At 53.0% G+C, this 15,610-nt stretch carries 14 protein-coding genes; 11 read left to right on the forward strand and 3 right to left on the reverse strand.

The window, feature by feature from the left end; all coding sequences use genetic code 11:
- Window positions 1-11 precede the first annotated feature (11 nt).
- A complete protein-coding gene (locus LKH74_RS04025; RefSeq protein WP_287788307.1) occupies window positions 12-1,112 on the forward strand; it encodes a CAP domain-containing protein in 1,101 nt (366 codons plus the stop codon).
- Window positions 1,112-1,879, forward strand: a complete 768-nt coding sequence (locus LKH74_RS04030) for a hypothetical protein (protein WP_287788309.1) — start codon at window positions 1,112-1,114, stop codon at window positions 1,877-1,879. The genes LKH74_RS04025 and LKH74_RS04030 overlap by 1 nt, the downstream gene beginning before the upstream one ends.
- Window positions 1,880-2,191: 312 nt before the next feature.
- Here the strand turns inward: LKH74_RS04030 and LKH74_RS04035 are convergent, their stop codons facing one another.
- Window positions 2,192-2,554, reverse strand: coding sequence for a winged helix-turn-helix transcriptional regulator (locus LKH74_RS04035; protein ID WP_287788310.1), 363 nt, complete (start codon window positions 2,552-2,554; stop codon window positions 2,192-2,194).
- Window positions 2,555-2,656: 102 nt separating this feature from the next.
- Here LKH74_RS04035 and LKH74_RS04040 point away from each other — a divergent pair, with 102 nt between their 5' ends.
- Window positions 2,657-3,244 carry an NAD(P)H-dependent oxidoreductase gene (locus tag LKH74_RS04040; RefSeq protein ID WP_287788312.1) on the forward strand — a complete coding sequence of 196 codons (588 nt, stop codon included), beginning with the start codon at window positions 2,657-2,659 and terminating at the stop codon, window positions 3,242-3,244.
- 201 nt (window positions 3,245-3,445) lie between these two features.
- On the opposite strand, the gene LKH74_RS04045 is transcribed toward LKH74_RS04040, so the two are convergent.
- Both LKH74_RS04045 and LKH74_RS04050 read right to left on the reverse strand, forming a co-directional pair.
- On the reverse strand, window positions 3,446-4,090 hold the full coding sequence (locus tag LKH74_RS04045) for an NAD(P)-dependent oxidoreductase (RefSeq protein ID WP_287788314.1): 645 nt from the start codon (window positions 4,088-4,090) through the stop codon (window positions 3,446-3,448).
- A gap of 18 nt (window positions 4,091-4,108) precedes the next feature.
- Window positions 4,109-4,930, reverse strand: a complete 822-nt coding sequence (locus tag LKH74_RS04050; RefSeq protein WP_287788315.1) for an aldo/keto reductase — start codon at window positions 4,928-4,930, stop codon at window positions 4,109-4,111.
- A 153-nt stretch (window positions 4,931-5,083) separates the two neighbouring features.
- On the opposite strand from LKH74_RS04050, the gene LKH74_RS04055 reads away from it, so the two are divergent.
- The 8 genes from LKH74_RS04055 to LKH74_RS04090 all read left to right on the forward strand — a co-directional run bounded on the left by LKH74_RS04055 (window position 5,084) and on the right by LKH74_RS04090 (window position 15,610).
- Window positions 5,084-5,959, forward strand: coding sequence for a LysR family transcriptional regulator (locus tag LKH74_RS04055; RefSeq protein WP_287788317.1), 876 nt, complete (start codon window positions 5,084-5,086; stop codon window positions 5,957-5,959).
- A 72-nt stretch (window positions 5,960-6,031) separates the two neighbouring features.
- Complete coding sequence (locus LKH74_RS04060; RefSeq protein WP_287788318.1) at window positions 6,032-7,663, forward strand: SWIM zinc finger family protein; 1,632 nt, start codon at window positions 6,032-6,034, stop codon at window positions 7,661-7,663.
- A 19-nt stretch (window positions 7,664-7,682) separates the two neighbouring features.
- Window positions 7,683-8,213, forward strand: a complete 531-nt coding sequence (locus LKH74_RS04065; protein WP_287788319.1) for a plasmid pRiA4b ORF-3 family protein — start codon at window positions 7,683-7,685, stop codon at window positions 8,211-8,213.
- A 387-nt stretch (window positions 8,214-8,600) separates the two neighbouring features.
- On the forward strand, window positions 8,601-9,236 hold the full coding sequence (locus tag LKH74_RS04070; RefSeq protein ID WP_287788320.1) for a WxL domain-containing protein: 636 nt from the start codon (window positions 8,601-8,603) through the stop codon (window positions 9,234-9,236).
- Between the two features lie 38 nt (window positions 9,237-9,274).
- Window positions 9,275-9,760 (forward strand): LPXTG cell wall anchor domain-containing protein, encoded by a 486-nt coding sequence (locus LKH74_RS04075; RefSeq protein ID WP_287788321.1) that lies wholly within the window; start codon window positions 9,275-9,277, stop codon window positions 9,758-9,760.
- A 247-nt stretch (window positions 9,761-10,007) separates the two neighbouring features.
- Window positions 10,008-11,072, forward strand: a complete 1,065-nt coding sequence (locus LKH74_RS04080; RefSeq protein WP_287788322.1) for a DUF916 domain-containing protein — start codon at window positions 10,008-10,010, stop codon at window positions 11,070-11,072.
- Window positions 11,073-11,101: 29 nt separating this feature from the next.
- Complete coding sequence (locus LKH74_RS04085) at window positions 11,102-15,121, forward strand: leucine-rich repeat domain-containing protein (protein WP_287788323.1); 4,020 nt, start codon at window positions 11,102-11,104, stop codon at window positions 15,119-15,121.
- 288 nt (window positions 15,122-15,409) lie between these two features.
- Window positions 15,410-15,610 carry a hypothetical protein gene (locus tag LKH74_RS04090; RefSeq protein WP_135367035.1) on the forward strand — a complete coding sequence of 67 codons (201 nt, stop codon included), beginning with the start codon at window positions 15,410-15,412 and terminating at the stop codon, window positions 15,608-15,610.

The raw sequence follows: 15,610 nt of genomic DNA on the forward strand, positions 1-15,610 counted from the left end.
GAGGAAATTTCGTGAAAAAACTCACGCGGCTATTGGCCGTCAGCGCGTTGACCGTTCTGGTCGGTGGTGGGGTCGTTGAGACCGTGACACCACAGACGACGGTTCAAGCGGCGAAGAAGACCAAAGCCAAGAAGGCGAAGCAGCAAAAAGCCAAAAAGACTAAAAAAGCCAAGAAGACTAAAAAGGCCAAGAAGACTGCCAAAGAAAAGAAATACTACACGGCTAAGCAGTGGTCCCAGGTCTTGCGTTACCGCAAGCAAGCCAAACGGATTGGCGTGACGACCAAGGGGATGTACGCGCAAAAGCCGCGGCTGAAGAAGCCCTTTCGTCCCGGTAAACTGAGTGCCAGCTACATCAACCGGACCGTCAACTGGATCAATTTCTACCGGACCATGTTTGGCCTGAGCAAGGTTCAGGCTGATAGTGACTGGAACACCTCAGCCCAGTACGGTGCAGCCACGTTGGCCGCTGCGGATAAGGGCTTGTCCCACGGCTTGGTTGGATTTAAGCGGCCTAGCTTTGTTTCTAAGGCTAATTGGCAGAAAGGAGCCGACGCAACCAAGCAGAGTAATCTTTATCAGGGAGCGACCGCCCCTTATGATATTGTGACGGGATATCTCAGTGATGATGCTGATCTTAGTGGCTTAGAACCTGGCCACCGGTTGTGGCTCCTGGGAGGCATCGATCGCGTTGGTGTCGGTCAGGCTGGTGGTTACAACGATTTAAGAGTTTTTGCTGATAATAGCTATGACGCAGCAACGCCTGTTAAGAAGACCGCCTTTCCGCGGGCAGGCCTGATGCCGTATGCACTAGTTAGCCAGGGAGCACCATGGTCGGTCTCATGGCCTGACGAAGACACGGGTGATAGTCATTCAACCCCCCAAGTGCGGGTCTATGATAAGACTGCCAAGAAGACGGTGAAAGTGACGCACGTCAATGCCAATCAAACAGGTTATGGCTTTTTCGGGACCACAGTTTACTTCTTACCCAAGAAGAGTCAACTAAAAGTCAACCACGCCTACGTGATTAACATTTCTGGCGTTGAAGATCAAGCAGACATGTCGTACACAACCCGACTATTTGATTTAAAAGTTAATGGAGGGTTCTACTGATGAAAAGATTTGGCAAACAGTTAATGATTCTGGCGAGCGTGGGCATTCTGGGATTAGTCGTCCTCCCGGCACTTCCCGCCCAAGCCGCGACGAAGACGGTCAAGGTCACGAAGGTGAAGCGGGCCGCCTATCATGCCACGAAGGGTACTATCTATACGTCAAAGAAGCTGAATAAGGTGCGGGGCAAAGCCCAATCCTATCAGCACTTGACGCTGTATGTGACCAAGCATGCGACTATCAAGCAAAATGGTAAGAAGAAAGTTTATTACTACATCAATACGAGTAAGGTCAAAGGCTGGCTTTGGCGGGGATACCTCAAGTCCGGTAAAGCAACGCCTGCCGTGGCCACAATGAATGCGGCCATGGCGAAGCGCTTCGTGAAACAAGCCAATATTTACCGGGCCGCCAAGGGGATTGCACCATTGCGTCTGGACTCGACGCGCGTCAAAATGTTAAAGACGCACGCCAGTTGGCTAACAGTCGGGAAAAATGCTGAAACCAAAGTTAACTGGAAAGCTTATGATCAGGAGACTGCTAAGTTGGGATTACCCACCGATAGCAATGTGATGGAAATTGGGAGCACCAGCAGTAAGGCCGACCTGAAGAACAGTCAACGGTTAAGCCAAGCGACGATTGATTTTTACATGATTACGGGTCACAACCAACCGGACTATACCCAAACGGTCTTACGGGCGACGACCACTAAGATTGGCATTTACTGGTTTGACAACCACGGAACGGTGTGGTTCATCCTGTTGTCCGACTAATTATTTTTCCAAAATGAAGCGGAACCGGCTGCCTGTTGGCCCAGATTACGCAAGCTTATCAACAGAAGTATGCGGGAGACGCCTCACTAGCACGGATGATTTCGACCGAACCGACCGGAGCCACGATTGAAGTGCTGCCGGCATAAATTGAACTCGTATTATAAAAGCGCTTGGGGTGCAAACTACCTCAAGCGCTTTTGCGTAGTTATTAAATTAGCCAAGACGGCCGGCCAAAGACAACCGCGGCTTAAACCGACTAGCCCGACCAACCAAGTCTGGAAGTCTGCGGCTATCGACTCTAAGGCTCATCGGCTAATCGTCTTTTGGCTCACTTTCCTTTGCTTGTTGCTGTTCACCCCAGTTGCAGAGGCCTTCCATGACGGGGATGAGCGACTCGCCCAGCGCCGTCAGACTGTATTCGACCTTGGGCGGAATCTGGGGGTATTCCTCGCGACGGATGAGCCCGTCTGCCTCGAGCTCGCGTAAGGTGTTGGTCAGTGTTTTAAATGAAATAGGCACTAGTAGCCGTTTTAAGGCGTTGTAGCGCAACGGGGCGTGGTTGAGGTACAGGGCGTAGAGTGCCTGCATCTTGTATTTGCCCCCGATGAGCCGCAGGGTGTAGGCGAAGCCAGTGTCTTCCAAACGATTTTCCTTGATGTAGTCAATGTCAGCCATGGACACACTCCTTTGGGTGAGTACCGCACTTTGATTTGCGTACTTGTTTGTCTACTGAGTATAGCATAGACTCTAGGCAACACCTTAAAGGAGGTCCGTTTCATGAAGACGATTGTTTACGCTCACCCCTATGCCGGTAGCCTCAATCACGGCATTTTGACGCAACTCACGGACTATTTTACCCAGACCCAGCAGGCCTTTCAGGTCATCGACTTGTATCAAGACGGCTTTGACCCGCGGTATTCACCGGAGGAGCTGCGCTTGTTCAGTCGCGGTGAGACGCCGTACCCGTTGGTCAAGCACTACCAGCAGCTGCTCGGCCAGTCCACGGAATTGGTAGTCATCACGCCAATTTGGTGGTTCCAGTTGCCCGCCGAACTCAAGGGATTTTTCGACAAGGTCATGCTCAAGGGGTTCGCCTACGAGGAGACTCCCGCGTGGCGCGGCTTATTGACCAATATCCAAAAGACCACGGTCATCACAACGGCCACGGTGACGAAAGATTACCTGCGGACCCAGGCCGGCGACCCCATTCAGGGCAACCTGATCAACCGCGTCTTCGCCGACATTGGCATTGATCCGCAGCACACCAACTGGATTCACTTGGGAGAGGCCAACACTACCACCGATGACGTGCGGGAACGGTTTTTGGCGACGCTACCGCAGCGGGTTTTGACTGGGCAAGCTTAACGACAAGTCATCATCTGAGTTTGAAACTGGCCAACAGGAGGGGCGTTGTCCTGTATTTGGCGAACTCTCGGCTGAAGCAGTCAGTCGGCTCAACTCCAGATAGTAGCCACATTGACGACGATTCTTTCATTGGAAAAGTAACTAAAAGGCTGACCAGGCGCGGAATTTCTCCCGGCTGGTCAGCCTTTAATGTCTATAAAATTATCGTTCACCGCCCACCAACGTGATCCGTTGGCGCACGTAGCGGCCACTTTCCAGCAAATCAATCATGCCGGTCGCGTAGTCGGCGTAGCTAATATAGCTGTCGGCATCGTCGGTGGCCAGGTAATCCTCGCCGTCGACGTGGTAGTGGCCGGTTGCCGCGCCGGTCGCATCGTAATTGAAGGCCGGAGTCACGTAGGTCCACGCCAAGTTGGAATAGGACCGGAGTCGGTTGAGGCTGGCCACTAAGACGTCGGCCAAGGGCAGCCAGTCGGCCGGATAGTCGGCGCGGTCCTTTAGCATCTGGGTGTGTTCGGCGTTGATGTACAGCGTGCCGGCCCCACCGACCTTGAGATAACGGGTCGCCGTGCCCGCCAGCAATGAGGCGAGATGGGAAATCCCGGTGGTGTGGACGGCAAAGGTTGCCGGCGTCCAGGCACTGACGGCATCGATCACGGCGTCAACGTCGGCCAGGTCGGCTTTCGTCAGGTCAAAGAGGTCCTTGATCAATAGGCGATCCGCTCCCAAGGTGATGTCGGGATGGTCGCGATGGGCGATGGCCAACACGGTGTGCCCGCGTTGCTTGGCTTCATGGATAATGGCCTGACCAGATTTACCAAAGGCGCCAATAACAGCAATTTTCATCAGATAACTTCCTTTCAATTAGTAACGGTCCTCACGCATCGACTGCGGCCAATCCTTGATGGAATGGTGGCGGTCAAATTGGCGGAGGCTGGCGATTTCGGCTGGCGTCAAATCAAAGTCTAGTGACGCCAGGTTGGTTGCGAGGTGATCAACGTTGGTGGACTTGGGGATGGTGACGATGCCCTGTTGGGTCAACCAGCGAAGCAGCACCTGCGCAGGCGTAACGCCGTGGGCTTGGGCGATGGTCGTCACGGCCGGTAACGCCATCATTTCGGGCCCAAAGTTTTCCCCCAGTGGCGCCCAGGATTCGTGAATGATGTCGTGGGCAGTGAGGTAGGGCCGTAGCTTGGCCTGTTGCCAGAAAAGGTGGGTCTCCACTTGGTCGATGACCGGCTTGACGTGGCTGTTGGCCAGGAGGTCATCGAGTTGCTGGGGGTTGAAATTACTGAGGCCGATGGCACGGACCTTGCCGGCTTGGTAGGCGTCTTCTAGGGCGCGATAGGTCTCCAAGCGATGGGCCGTGGGCCAGTGGATCAGCACCAGGTCGAAGTAGTCGCCGCCCAAGCGTTGCAGCGACTCGTCCAGGCCGTGAGCGGTCGCTTCGTAGCCGTCCGTTTGCGTCTTGGTGGTGACGAAAAATTGGTCGCGGGCTAGCCCGCTGTTGGCAATCGCGGTGCCGACGCCGGGTTCCGTACCGTAGACCTGAGCAGTATCAATGCTGCGATAGCCCAGATTGATGGCGTTGGTCACGTTTTGCGCGGTGACAGCCGGTGGCGTTTGAAAGGTGCCGTAGCCCAAGATGGGCATCTGGACACCGTTATTGAAGGTCACGTATTCCATGGATTAAAACTTCCTTTCATCGTCAAATCAACTTTAGGCACTAGCCTACACGTGTTTGGGCGATTCGTAAAATACTTAGTTTACATGTTGACGATACAAAAACTGAATAGTTGTGCTAGAATCAGGGAAATGAGGAAATTGGAGGGCGTTACCATGGATTTACGCGTCTTGAATTACTTTTTAATGACGGCCAAGGAGGGCAACGTCACTCGTGCAGCGGCACTACTGCACGTGACGCAACCCACGCTATCACGTCAACTCAAGGGGGTGGAACAGGAAATGGGCGTGGCGTTATTTGACCGCAGCGGCCACAGCTTCACGTTGACGCCGGCCGGGCAGCTATTTCGGCAACGCGCCCAGGACATGGTCAACCTGATGACGCGGACCCAGGCTGACCTGCAGGCGAGTGAGGTGTTGATGGGAACGGTGGCAATCGGTTGTAGCGAGTTGCAGAGCATGGCAGAGGTGGCCGACCTGATGGATACCTTCCAGCAGTGCCATCCCCAAGTGAAGTTTGCCCTGCACAGCGGCAATACCGATGACATCAAGGCCGGCATCGACCGCGGCGTGATTGACGTCGGCCTGTTGATCGAACCTATCGCAATGGACCGGTATGATTTCGTCCGGATGGCCAGCAAAGAGACCTGGGGCATTTTGGCCCACGAGACGTCTAAATTTGCCGACTATGAGGCGATTCACCCCGGCGATTTGGTCGGCACTCCGGTCATCACGGTCTTGGACAAGCTGGGTCACGACGAGCTGACAAATTGGTCGGGCAAGTACGCGGCGGAAATGGGCAACCTGGCCCAGTACAATCTGTTGTACAACGCGGCCATGCTGGCCCAGCACAACCGCGGCGTCGTGGTGTGTTTGAAATTGAATCAACACTTTGACCACTTGAAATTCATTCCCCTAGTCCCCAAGCTAGAACTCCGCTCCGCTTTGGTCTGGCGCGCCCAACAGGTTCACTCACGCGCGGCGGCAGCCTTTGTGGAATTCTTGCGGGAGAAGAAGGGGCAGGTGAAGTAGGGTCAGCAGGCCGTGTGTTTCCGGCGCTAGGCTGGTATAGTAGAAACAACTACACGAAAGGGGATGGGGACGATGGACTGGGAAACGTTATTTGAGCCACAAATCATTAAGCGGGGCTGGGACTATTATCAGCAGGACCTGGTGACAAATTTTCGGCACCGCGATGGGCAGATCACGGCGACAGTGTTGGGGAGTAAACGCTATCAAGTCACGCTCGACGTAGATGGCGAACGGCTACTGGCGGGCAATTGTACCTGCCCGTATGCCGCGGGGGATCACTACTGCAAGCACATGGCCGCGGTCTTGTTTATGGCCGATGACGTGGCTGCCAGCATCCCTGACGAAACGACCGTCGCTGGCCTCTTAAAGCGCGCGACGGATCAGCAGGTGCGCGACTTCTTGGCCCAAATGATGCAGGTCGATCCCGGATTAATGCCCCGGTTTGCGCAACAGTTGGGCCGTGATCCCCACAAGCCGGGCACGGATCTGAGCGACTACCAACACCAGCTGGACCAAATCATACTAAAGTACACGGGCGGCACCTATTTCGTTGACTATCCCCAGGGGGACGCACTTACCACGGCTATTGGCGATTTCTTGGCGCAAACGGTGCGGCGATTGTTGGCGGCAAAACAGGTGAAGCTGGCCGTTGAGGTAGTTAACCAGGTGGCCTTGAACATCGCCGAGTTGGTGTTCGATGACGGTCTGGAAGACGAGACCATGTGGCTGGTCGATGCGTGTGCGCACGCCTGGCGCCGGGTGCTTAAATCAGCCGACTACCGGGTGAAAAAAGCCGCGTTCGACTGGTTCTTAGCGGACGTGTTGCGGCTGGGAGTAGTCACAACGGATGCGCTGACCGTGATGTTTGATACCTTTCTAGAGCCGGACTTTCTTCAGGAAAAAGTCGACTGGACTGCCCATCAGTTGACTATCGTGCCCCAGATTCGGGATCGGCGGGAACGCCAGCGGCAGCGCAATCGCTGGGTGAAGCTGCATTTATTGGCCATGCAACAGCTCAAGCTGCCACCGGCCAAGATCGAACGGTTCTGTGTGGGCTATCTCAGCACCAAGCAGGCGCGGTTGGCGTACGTGGCGCTGCGGCTGGACCAGCAGGATTACACAACGGCCGTGCGCCAATTGATCCTGGGCCAACAGGCTGCCTCGTCGTGGGACAAAGCGGATTTTAGCGACCCACTGCGCCAGTTGTACCGGCAGTTGGCTCGGACCGCCACGTTAGAATTGCAACGGTCCCTATTGGTCCTGAGCTACAGTCTGGGAGATACGGGCTTTTACCAGGCCTTGAAGCGCCAGTGTGCGCCTGAACAATGGCCACAGCGGCGTCAATACCTGTTGGCCGGATTGCCGCAAGACACGGATTGGTTGCCCTTGTTGGCCGTGGACCAGTCGACCACCGCCTTACTAGCGGGGGTCCTGGCCCGACCGGGATTACAGGCGGTGCGGGCCTATCAACGGCTCTTGTTGCCGCAATTTGCTCCGCAGCTGGTTGAAAAATACGTGCAAGAGCTGCATCAGGCGGCCCAGTCGGCGAAGTCCCGCACCCAGTACCACCAGTTGGTCGCCTGGCTGACTGACCTGTTCAAGTTGCCTGGTGGCCGACCGGCTGCCAATCAGGTGGCAAGAGACTGGCGGCAGCGTTATCACCGGCGCTCGGCCATGATGGATGAGCTGAATGTTTACTTTTAAAAAACGAGGAGGAATTATCATGCCAGAGAAACCCATTGCAATGGAAATCACGATTAAATTAAAGGATGTTCGTCCGGCGACGTGGCGGACGTTGTTGGTCCCTATCGACATCCGTTACGACCAACTACACGTGTTGTTACAGCTGGCGTTTGGCTGGGAAAATGAGCACCTCTACGGCTTCTGGCCCAAGGGAAAACGCGAGCAAATGTACGTGCAATCGGTCGATGAATGGGGTGACTCGGCGGACATGCCCGCGTCCCAGGGGCATCTGTACACCGATGTTGCGGTCGGGCCGGTGATTTACGAATACGACTTCGGCGATAGCTGGGAGCACGTGATCACCTTAAAGCACCTCTTGACGGCGACCCAACTGGCGGGGCGGCAGCTGCCCAGTTGTGTGCGGGGCTCCGGTGCTAACCGCTTAGAAGACGCGCGAGGAAAGGGTGTCGACGGCCAGGGTGACCGTTACAACCGGGAGGCAGTGAATCTTCTGCTGGCCCACTGGAAGACGGCTGAGAAGGCGATGAATGCTGAGAAATGGCATTTTTGACGGGGGATTGGCGTTGGGCCGAAACGGTTAAAAATAGCAATAGCGGTAGCGGCGACTGGCCTGTGAGAGGGAATCATCGCGACCGCTTTTTTTGATTAGCTCAGGTTTTCGAGGTTAGGTGCTTCAGAAATCTTAAGCTGGGCCCGGATACGCCGGACAATCACTGGCACAAACGGCTAATTGTGGTCTCGCCACATTTAAAATGGTGCTATACTAAAACGTGTAAAACCGTTAATAGAATCGTTTTCAAGATTATTCGTTTTGTAAAATGTTCGATAAAGAAAATTTTATAAAACGTTTCAATGACCGGAGTAGCACAATTTACATAGAAGGGAGTTCGGGAGCAACTTGTCGGCCGGGGTTACTTTCGCGTGAAGAAAAATGAAGATGAAAACAGGATTATTAGCTTCTGCAGTGGTATTGGGCATGGTGTTGCCATTGGCGTTATCGACGGGGGCCAGTGCCGCGGATACGGATACGACAGCGGACAGTGCTAGCAAGTCTGCTAGTGTGACGGTAACGGGAGGCGACCTTCAATTCACCAAGGACGAGAATAGTATGCAAGAAGCACCTTCATTTCAGTTTGGGGATGCTAAGGTGTCAACAGGAGAGCAGACAGGCCTGAAAGCCACAGGGTTTAGTAATAAGAATACGGCTGATACTTATACAGGCTCAGTTCTTTCAGTTGACGACGACCGGGGAACTGGTGCCGGTTGGACAGTTTCAGCTGCATTAGGGGCTTTCTCCGATGATGCCAATCATATTTTGACGGGGGCACAGCTGAAGATGAATGCGGCTATCCCATCAGGGACTGCTACAGCACCAGCTGCTACGCTTACGGCTGCAGACTCGGCCTCGGACACAGCTACGGCGGTTCCTGTATTTACTGCAGCTAAGGATGCAGGGATGGGGACTTCAACCACTGATTTAAAAGGGGCCACTCTGGATTTGCCTTCAGCAGAGTATGCTGGGACTTATACGGCGCCGTTAACCTACACGCTTACGGCTGGCCCAACCGAATAGCGGGAAGTCTATCCACTAGCAACAGAGGGGGCTAGAAGATGGCAACGCAAAAATCGGTTGGCGTGACGATTGGACAGGAATCTAGCCATAGCGCCAGTCAGTCCTCGCGTCAAAGCACCAGCAATCGGGGATCCAGTGAAGCGACGAGTCAGTTGTCCAGCAGTCAGTCGGGGCAACAACCGGCGACACAGCCCAGTCGAGCGGCCAGTCAACGGTCTCGACAACCGGCAGTTCAACCGCAGAAGTTGACCCAGATCCCCAATCAAGCCTTGGTGGTCTCGGGGTCTAAGTTGCCGCGGATGCCCATCTTTAACTCCGTGTCGACCGGCTCCGTCGCCAGTGACCGGCGCGCAACCATCGTACGGCCACGACAGACGCCACCCAAGCGGCCGACGTCGACGTTAACCGTGGCCTGGGGGCGGTTGCCGCAGACGGGTGAAGTGGCCGTTGGGTCCACGGTATTCCTAGGGGTCATCTTGCTGGTGGCCGTGACCGTGCATTATTTCATTAAAAAGTTAAGTTAACTTTCAACCACATCATGTGGTGAGAGCTCCAAAAAGTCTAAACGAACGTGTGCCTAGAGGCGATTAACCGGCAAGCAAGGCTGATAGCCGAATGATCCTGGATTGGGGTCATCAGGTTTAAGCAAAGCTGGTTGCCTATGGGCACACGTTTTGGCTAGTTCAACTAGCCGTAGGGCCTGGGATGGTTTGTCCCCGGCCTGTTGGGCTTTTGGGGATACATATTTGTCAGTTAGGGGAGAAAGATTCGATGATGAAACTGCAAAGAAAATGGGCGCTCGTCTTAGCCCTCGTCTGCTTCACGATTCTGGGACTGGGGGTCTCCGTCACCGCGCAGGCTGCCAGTAACGGCACGCCCGCCAGCTTCACGGTGGCACCGGAACTGCCAACGGACAACGCCAAGCGCGTGGACTATTTTGATTTCAAGGTCACGCCGGGTCAGAAACGGGTCTTGGTCTTATCGGTCACTAACAATGGCCAAAAGACCAACACATTTGACATCACGCCGCGCATCGCGTCGACCAACACCAACGGCATCCTGGACTATGGCACCAACAATACCAATGCCCAACTCCCGGCACAGCTCAAGCAGATCATGACACCAGCGCGGACCAAATCGGTCAAGGTGCTGGGCAAGCACACGGTCAAGGTGCCGTTCAAATTCACGGCGCCAGCTAAGCGGTTTAGTGGGGTGATGCTGGGCGGCTTCACGATTGCGGAGCACGGTGCCAATCGGCGGTCTCAAGCGAAGCACAAAGCGACCGGGGTCGTGGCCCACGTGCAGTACGTGATTGGCTTGGAATTTTATAACCAACGCAGTCGCACCGTCACGGCACCCGTCGTGAAATTTCGCCAAGCCCACTACGGCTTAGCGCAAGCGCGGCCGACATTGCGTTTAGGGATGGCCAACCAAACGCGTGGTCTGGTGGGTCAAGGTAAGTTGCGGGCCAAGCTCACGAACAGTCAACAAAAAGTCGTGAAGCAGTTTACCAAGGAACAGATGACGTTCGCGCCACAAAGTAATTTCAACCTGAACCTGGATTTGGAAAACAAACAACTGGCCGCGGGCACGTACACGTTGGCGGGCACGCTGACGGCGAAGGGCGGGTACTCCTGGCGGTTCCAAAAGCAGTTCACCGTTACCAATGCGCAGGTGGCCAACGTCAAGAAGCACGCCGCCAACTTTGGGCCACAAAAGACTTGGAAGGACTACCTGATGGACGCCATTGTCGTCTTGGCTGTGCTGGTCCTGTTGTACGAACTGTACAAGTGGCTCAGAAAACACCTGGGAAAGAACCAAGCAAATCAAGCGTAAACGGATCATGGGGATGAGGAGGTGCGCTTTTGCCAAATAAGTCGAAAAAATTACAGCAATGTGTCACGTTGTGGCTAGTCCTAATCATTTCGCTGGTCGTACCGCTTCAGGCAGTGAGCGCGACCGCGATGGCGGCAAGTAGTGCGACTACCGCCAGTTCGGCGACTAGTGATGAGTCGATTGATGATTGGATGCCGGATAAGAATCTGCAGAAGCTAGTTTACACAGCGCTACATAGTTGGGACTACTCGAATGATGATCATGGTGGCCATGAAACGACTGCTGTCTCACAAGTAACGCCAGCCATGATGGCGGATATTCTCTATCTGAATATCATTAATAGCGACGGTACTCATGCCAGTGACCATGTGACGGGGATTACCGATCTAACCGGGCTGCAGTACGCTACGGGTTTACAACAGGTTAATTTTACAGGTTCAACGATTAAAAAGGCGCCAGGAGACTGGTCGGTCCTTAACGGAATATCTGTGCAAAGTACGCTCGATGGAAAGGATGATGGCGCGAATGATGGCTTGGTGGTAGATGCGAGTTCTGCTGGAGCTGATTTAAAGGATTTGGCTAAGTCGACAGTGTCGTACAAATTAACTAATGACAACGACATTGGTATGCCCAATCATGCCGACAATCCTGATGCACCTAAGGCGGGAATTGCGGTCACAACATTAACGCCAGGTCAGAATATTTCGTACAATTTAGCTGATAAAACGGCGTACATCCCATTGTCTAATTGGTACAAGGGGTTCGTTTCGACAGACGAAGGCACGGCGGACGCACCTAAGTATGTCTATGGCGACAGCGTCACCACAGGCGCTACGATGCCCAAAGGCGTGACGTGGGATGCGACCAACCATCGCTTCGTCGTTGACCTTAGTGTCTGTGGTGGAAAAGAACTGAAACTCCCCAGCTTTGACATTAAAGATGGCACTTATTACAATGCAGGAAATACGTTAGATGCCACCGTACCGATGACTTCGGCTTCGCAAACCATTACGGTTAATCGTGCGACACCGACTGGCACAATCGATGCGTCGACGTTAGGCTTTAGCCAGACAGATAGCCCTAGCTTTGCAGTTTCGGGTGGTTTGGACAATCAAGATATCACGTTTACGTCCAACTTGGCTGCCAATCAAATTAACTTTACGTTAACGGCGAGTGGCCTGCAAAAGCTTGAGAATGGGGATTTGACTGCGGATGTCATGATGTTAGCTGATAATAAGCTGGTTGATTTGACACTGAACTTGCAAGAGCCCGAAACCTCTTGGCTGCCAGATAAAAATCTACAGGCAGCTTTGCAAGCGGCGTTGGGAACACAGAAGCTGACCAAAGCCAATCTTGCTAACATCAAGAAGCTGGATGTATCAAATGTTAGTAATCTGTCGGGGTTAGCGTATGCGACTAATCTCACTGAACTTAAACTAACTGACTGTGATTTAGCTGCAGATGGTGATGTTGATCTCAAACCGACAAACAGTGCTGTCTTGGGCCAACTGACCTCATTACAATCCCTTGAAATTGATAGTTCCGATTTAGGCGGATCTCTGGCGGGTTGGGGGTTGAACAAGCTCACCAACTTGACTAGTTTAATTGCTAATTCGGATGCACTATCTGAAGCTGGGGTCACTGATTATGCAGATGATAAGCTAACGGTGCTCAATCTATCAGATAACGACTTGAAGGGTGCCTTGAGTCAATTCTCAGCGGCTGCTTGGTCTGGGTTGACTCAACTCCAGTTAAGAAGCAATAAGTTAACCGGAACTATCCCAGCTGATTGGGCCGACCTGAAGAATTTGTCGATTTTAGACCTTAATTCTAATCAGTTGTCAGGAACGCTTGGCAATATTTCTCAGTTGACTAATTTGACTCAGGTGTACCTTAGCAATAATGGCTTTACTGGTGAGTTGCCGGCTGCCTGGTTTGATTCTAGCCTAACTTATCTTGAAGCCGAGCGTAATCAGCTTAGCGGTAGTCTCCCCGAGTTGCGTGCAGCGACGAATTTGGCCAGTTTAGATGTATCTTATAATGCCTTGACTGGCGACTTACCTGATTTGTCCAAGACAGTCAAATTGACCAAAATGGCTTATGGTGCAAATCAAATCACCAGTGGGACCACCATTTCTGGGGCCTCGGGTAACTACCAAACTTGGTCGATTGCTGATCCAGATTGGCAAACGTCTCGTGATGGGCGGACCATGACCCTAGATTTAAGCCAGTACTATCATGGTGAGCCAGGACAGGACTATCGATACTTAGGTATTGATATGAATGGTGGTACGCAAACCGGGATTACTTTAAATAAGACGGACCCGGATCATCCCTTGCTGACGATTGATACGGCCAATACCAATCTAACTAACGGGGACTTTACCTTCAACTTGTTTGACCAAGTAGGAAAGCAAGCAACCAACGGTGAGATGAATTACCTAGCTACGGTGACTGTGCCAGTGACTCTTGCCCTCCCCAAGTCGTATGCGATTGATACAGGTTCGGACACGGGAAGTGAAGCCACCATCGACTTCGGTTCGCCTAAGGTCGGTGCCGGCATGGTTCCGGCAAACAATTTTAAATTGGGCGTCAGTTCGACCAATGCGGCCGGAGACTCGTATCAGTTAACGGCCCAGACGGATGGGTTGACGGCTAACGGCCGGACCTTGCCGTTGTATTACGGTAACGGTCAACATCAAACATTACTGACGACTGCTGCGCAAGCAATTTACGATTATCAACCGACGACCAACGACGGCTCCGAAACAATCGTGGGCAATAGCCAGGATGACACCAAAGGCAATCTGCACACGGACGTTCCAGTGACGACCTATACGGGGACTTACACAGGGACAGTGACGTACACGTTGGCCAGTGCTCCGGCAGAGGATACCGCCACGGCGGCGCAGGATGCGGACCTGACTAAAATCAGTTCGCTTAGCGGCCTTAGTCCGACGTTGTCTGGACTCGATGCAACTGCAGAGAGTACACGGGCGGGTTTGGAAAAGAACATGACTAGCTTTGTGAAGTCGGGATTAGCCGATGCTGACGGCGTGCTGTACTCAAGCTACAAAGCGGGACAAACCGGTGGCTCATATGAACAACTGAGTGAAACCACGAGTTTGTGGCTACTAGCCTTGGCCAATCAAGGGGATGTCACGGACTTTGATACGGCATTTTCCGGAATGGTTAAACGGTTCTATGATAGCGACAAGGGCATTTTTAATTGGCGCGCTGAAGGTGCCGACCATACCCTTACACAGGGAAGTGCCTCAATCGATGATCTGCGAATCATTCAGGCGCTATTGATTATGAACCAAAAGGATCCTGGCAACAATGACCGCGTTACTTGGATCAAGAACCTGATGAATGGGTTTGCGAAATACGATTTGAATGCGTACTACCAAATGATCAATGGGTACAATTCAAACGGACAAGAAAAGCGCATTCGTTTGGACTACTTGGACCTAGCGACGTTGAAAGCCGTTTATGAAGCTAAGGGCTTGTATGCTTCTGGCAACACCGCCGGAGAAACGGCCTATCAGCAACAGCTAAAGCTGATTAAGGACAGCTACATCAGTGACCAGTTCCCGTTCTTTGCCACGTACTATGACTACAGCACGGGAAACTATCAGGTGGCGGCGGACGCTAGCGAGGACCCGAGCATTTCGGAAGGCCACATCAATATTACCGATGCCTTGCTCACCATGTTGAATCTCGCTAAGGTACATGAGCTCCCGGCGGCTTCCCTGAACTGGCTGAAAGCGAACACGGCTGACCGCCACATTTATAACAATTACAAATTGGATGGGACGCCGGTCGACACCAACGATGCGCCGTCCAACTATGGTTACGTCGCCCAGATTGCGGCTGCGGTGGGAGATACCGACCTTTATCAGCAGGTCTTAACCGTCATGAATACCATGACGTCTACGGATACGACCAGCCCGCTATATGGGTCGACGGCATATGCTGGCGAGTCCTATGCCTTTAACGACTTGAACATGTTACTGGGTTACACGTCGGTGCTTTCCGCAAATTCGTAATGACTAGGTACCACGCTTGCTCCTCATGAGGGGCGAGGGTGGTACTTTTTGTGGTGGTTAACGGATTGTAAGTCAGGATAGTTAATTCAGCCTGATACGTTGCATGAACCGTCGATATCGTGATAGATTTAGGCCAAGAGATAACGTTGCGCCTTTAGATTTTGGGGGACTGAGGATGCGTAGGGAGACATCAGTTCTAAGCGTGATTTTTCAGGCGGCAAGGTTTAAAGACGAACGCGTGTGAGTGTTGGTCAGCGGAGTTGTGATAAGGAATAGGGGGAGATCACAATGACATTGCAAGTACTGCTGGAAAATTTGGGGACCCTGTTGGGCTTATTTTTCTTGATCTATGGCCTCGTACAGTTCTGTTATCAAGTCTGGGAGCTGCACAAGAAGCACCGCGACTACCGCAAGTGGTGCCAAAGCGTTAAGCCCAGTGGGGTGCAAATGGACATCCAAAAACGGGGCGGCAAGTATCGGATGCAGTAA

Origin of the sequence: Levilactobacillus sp. (genome assembly GCF_022646225.1) — a bacterium.
GTDB classification, from domain to species: Bacteria; Bacillota; Bacilli; order Lactobacillales; family Lactobacillaceae; genus Levilactobacillus; species Levilactobacillus suantsaiihabitans.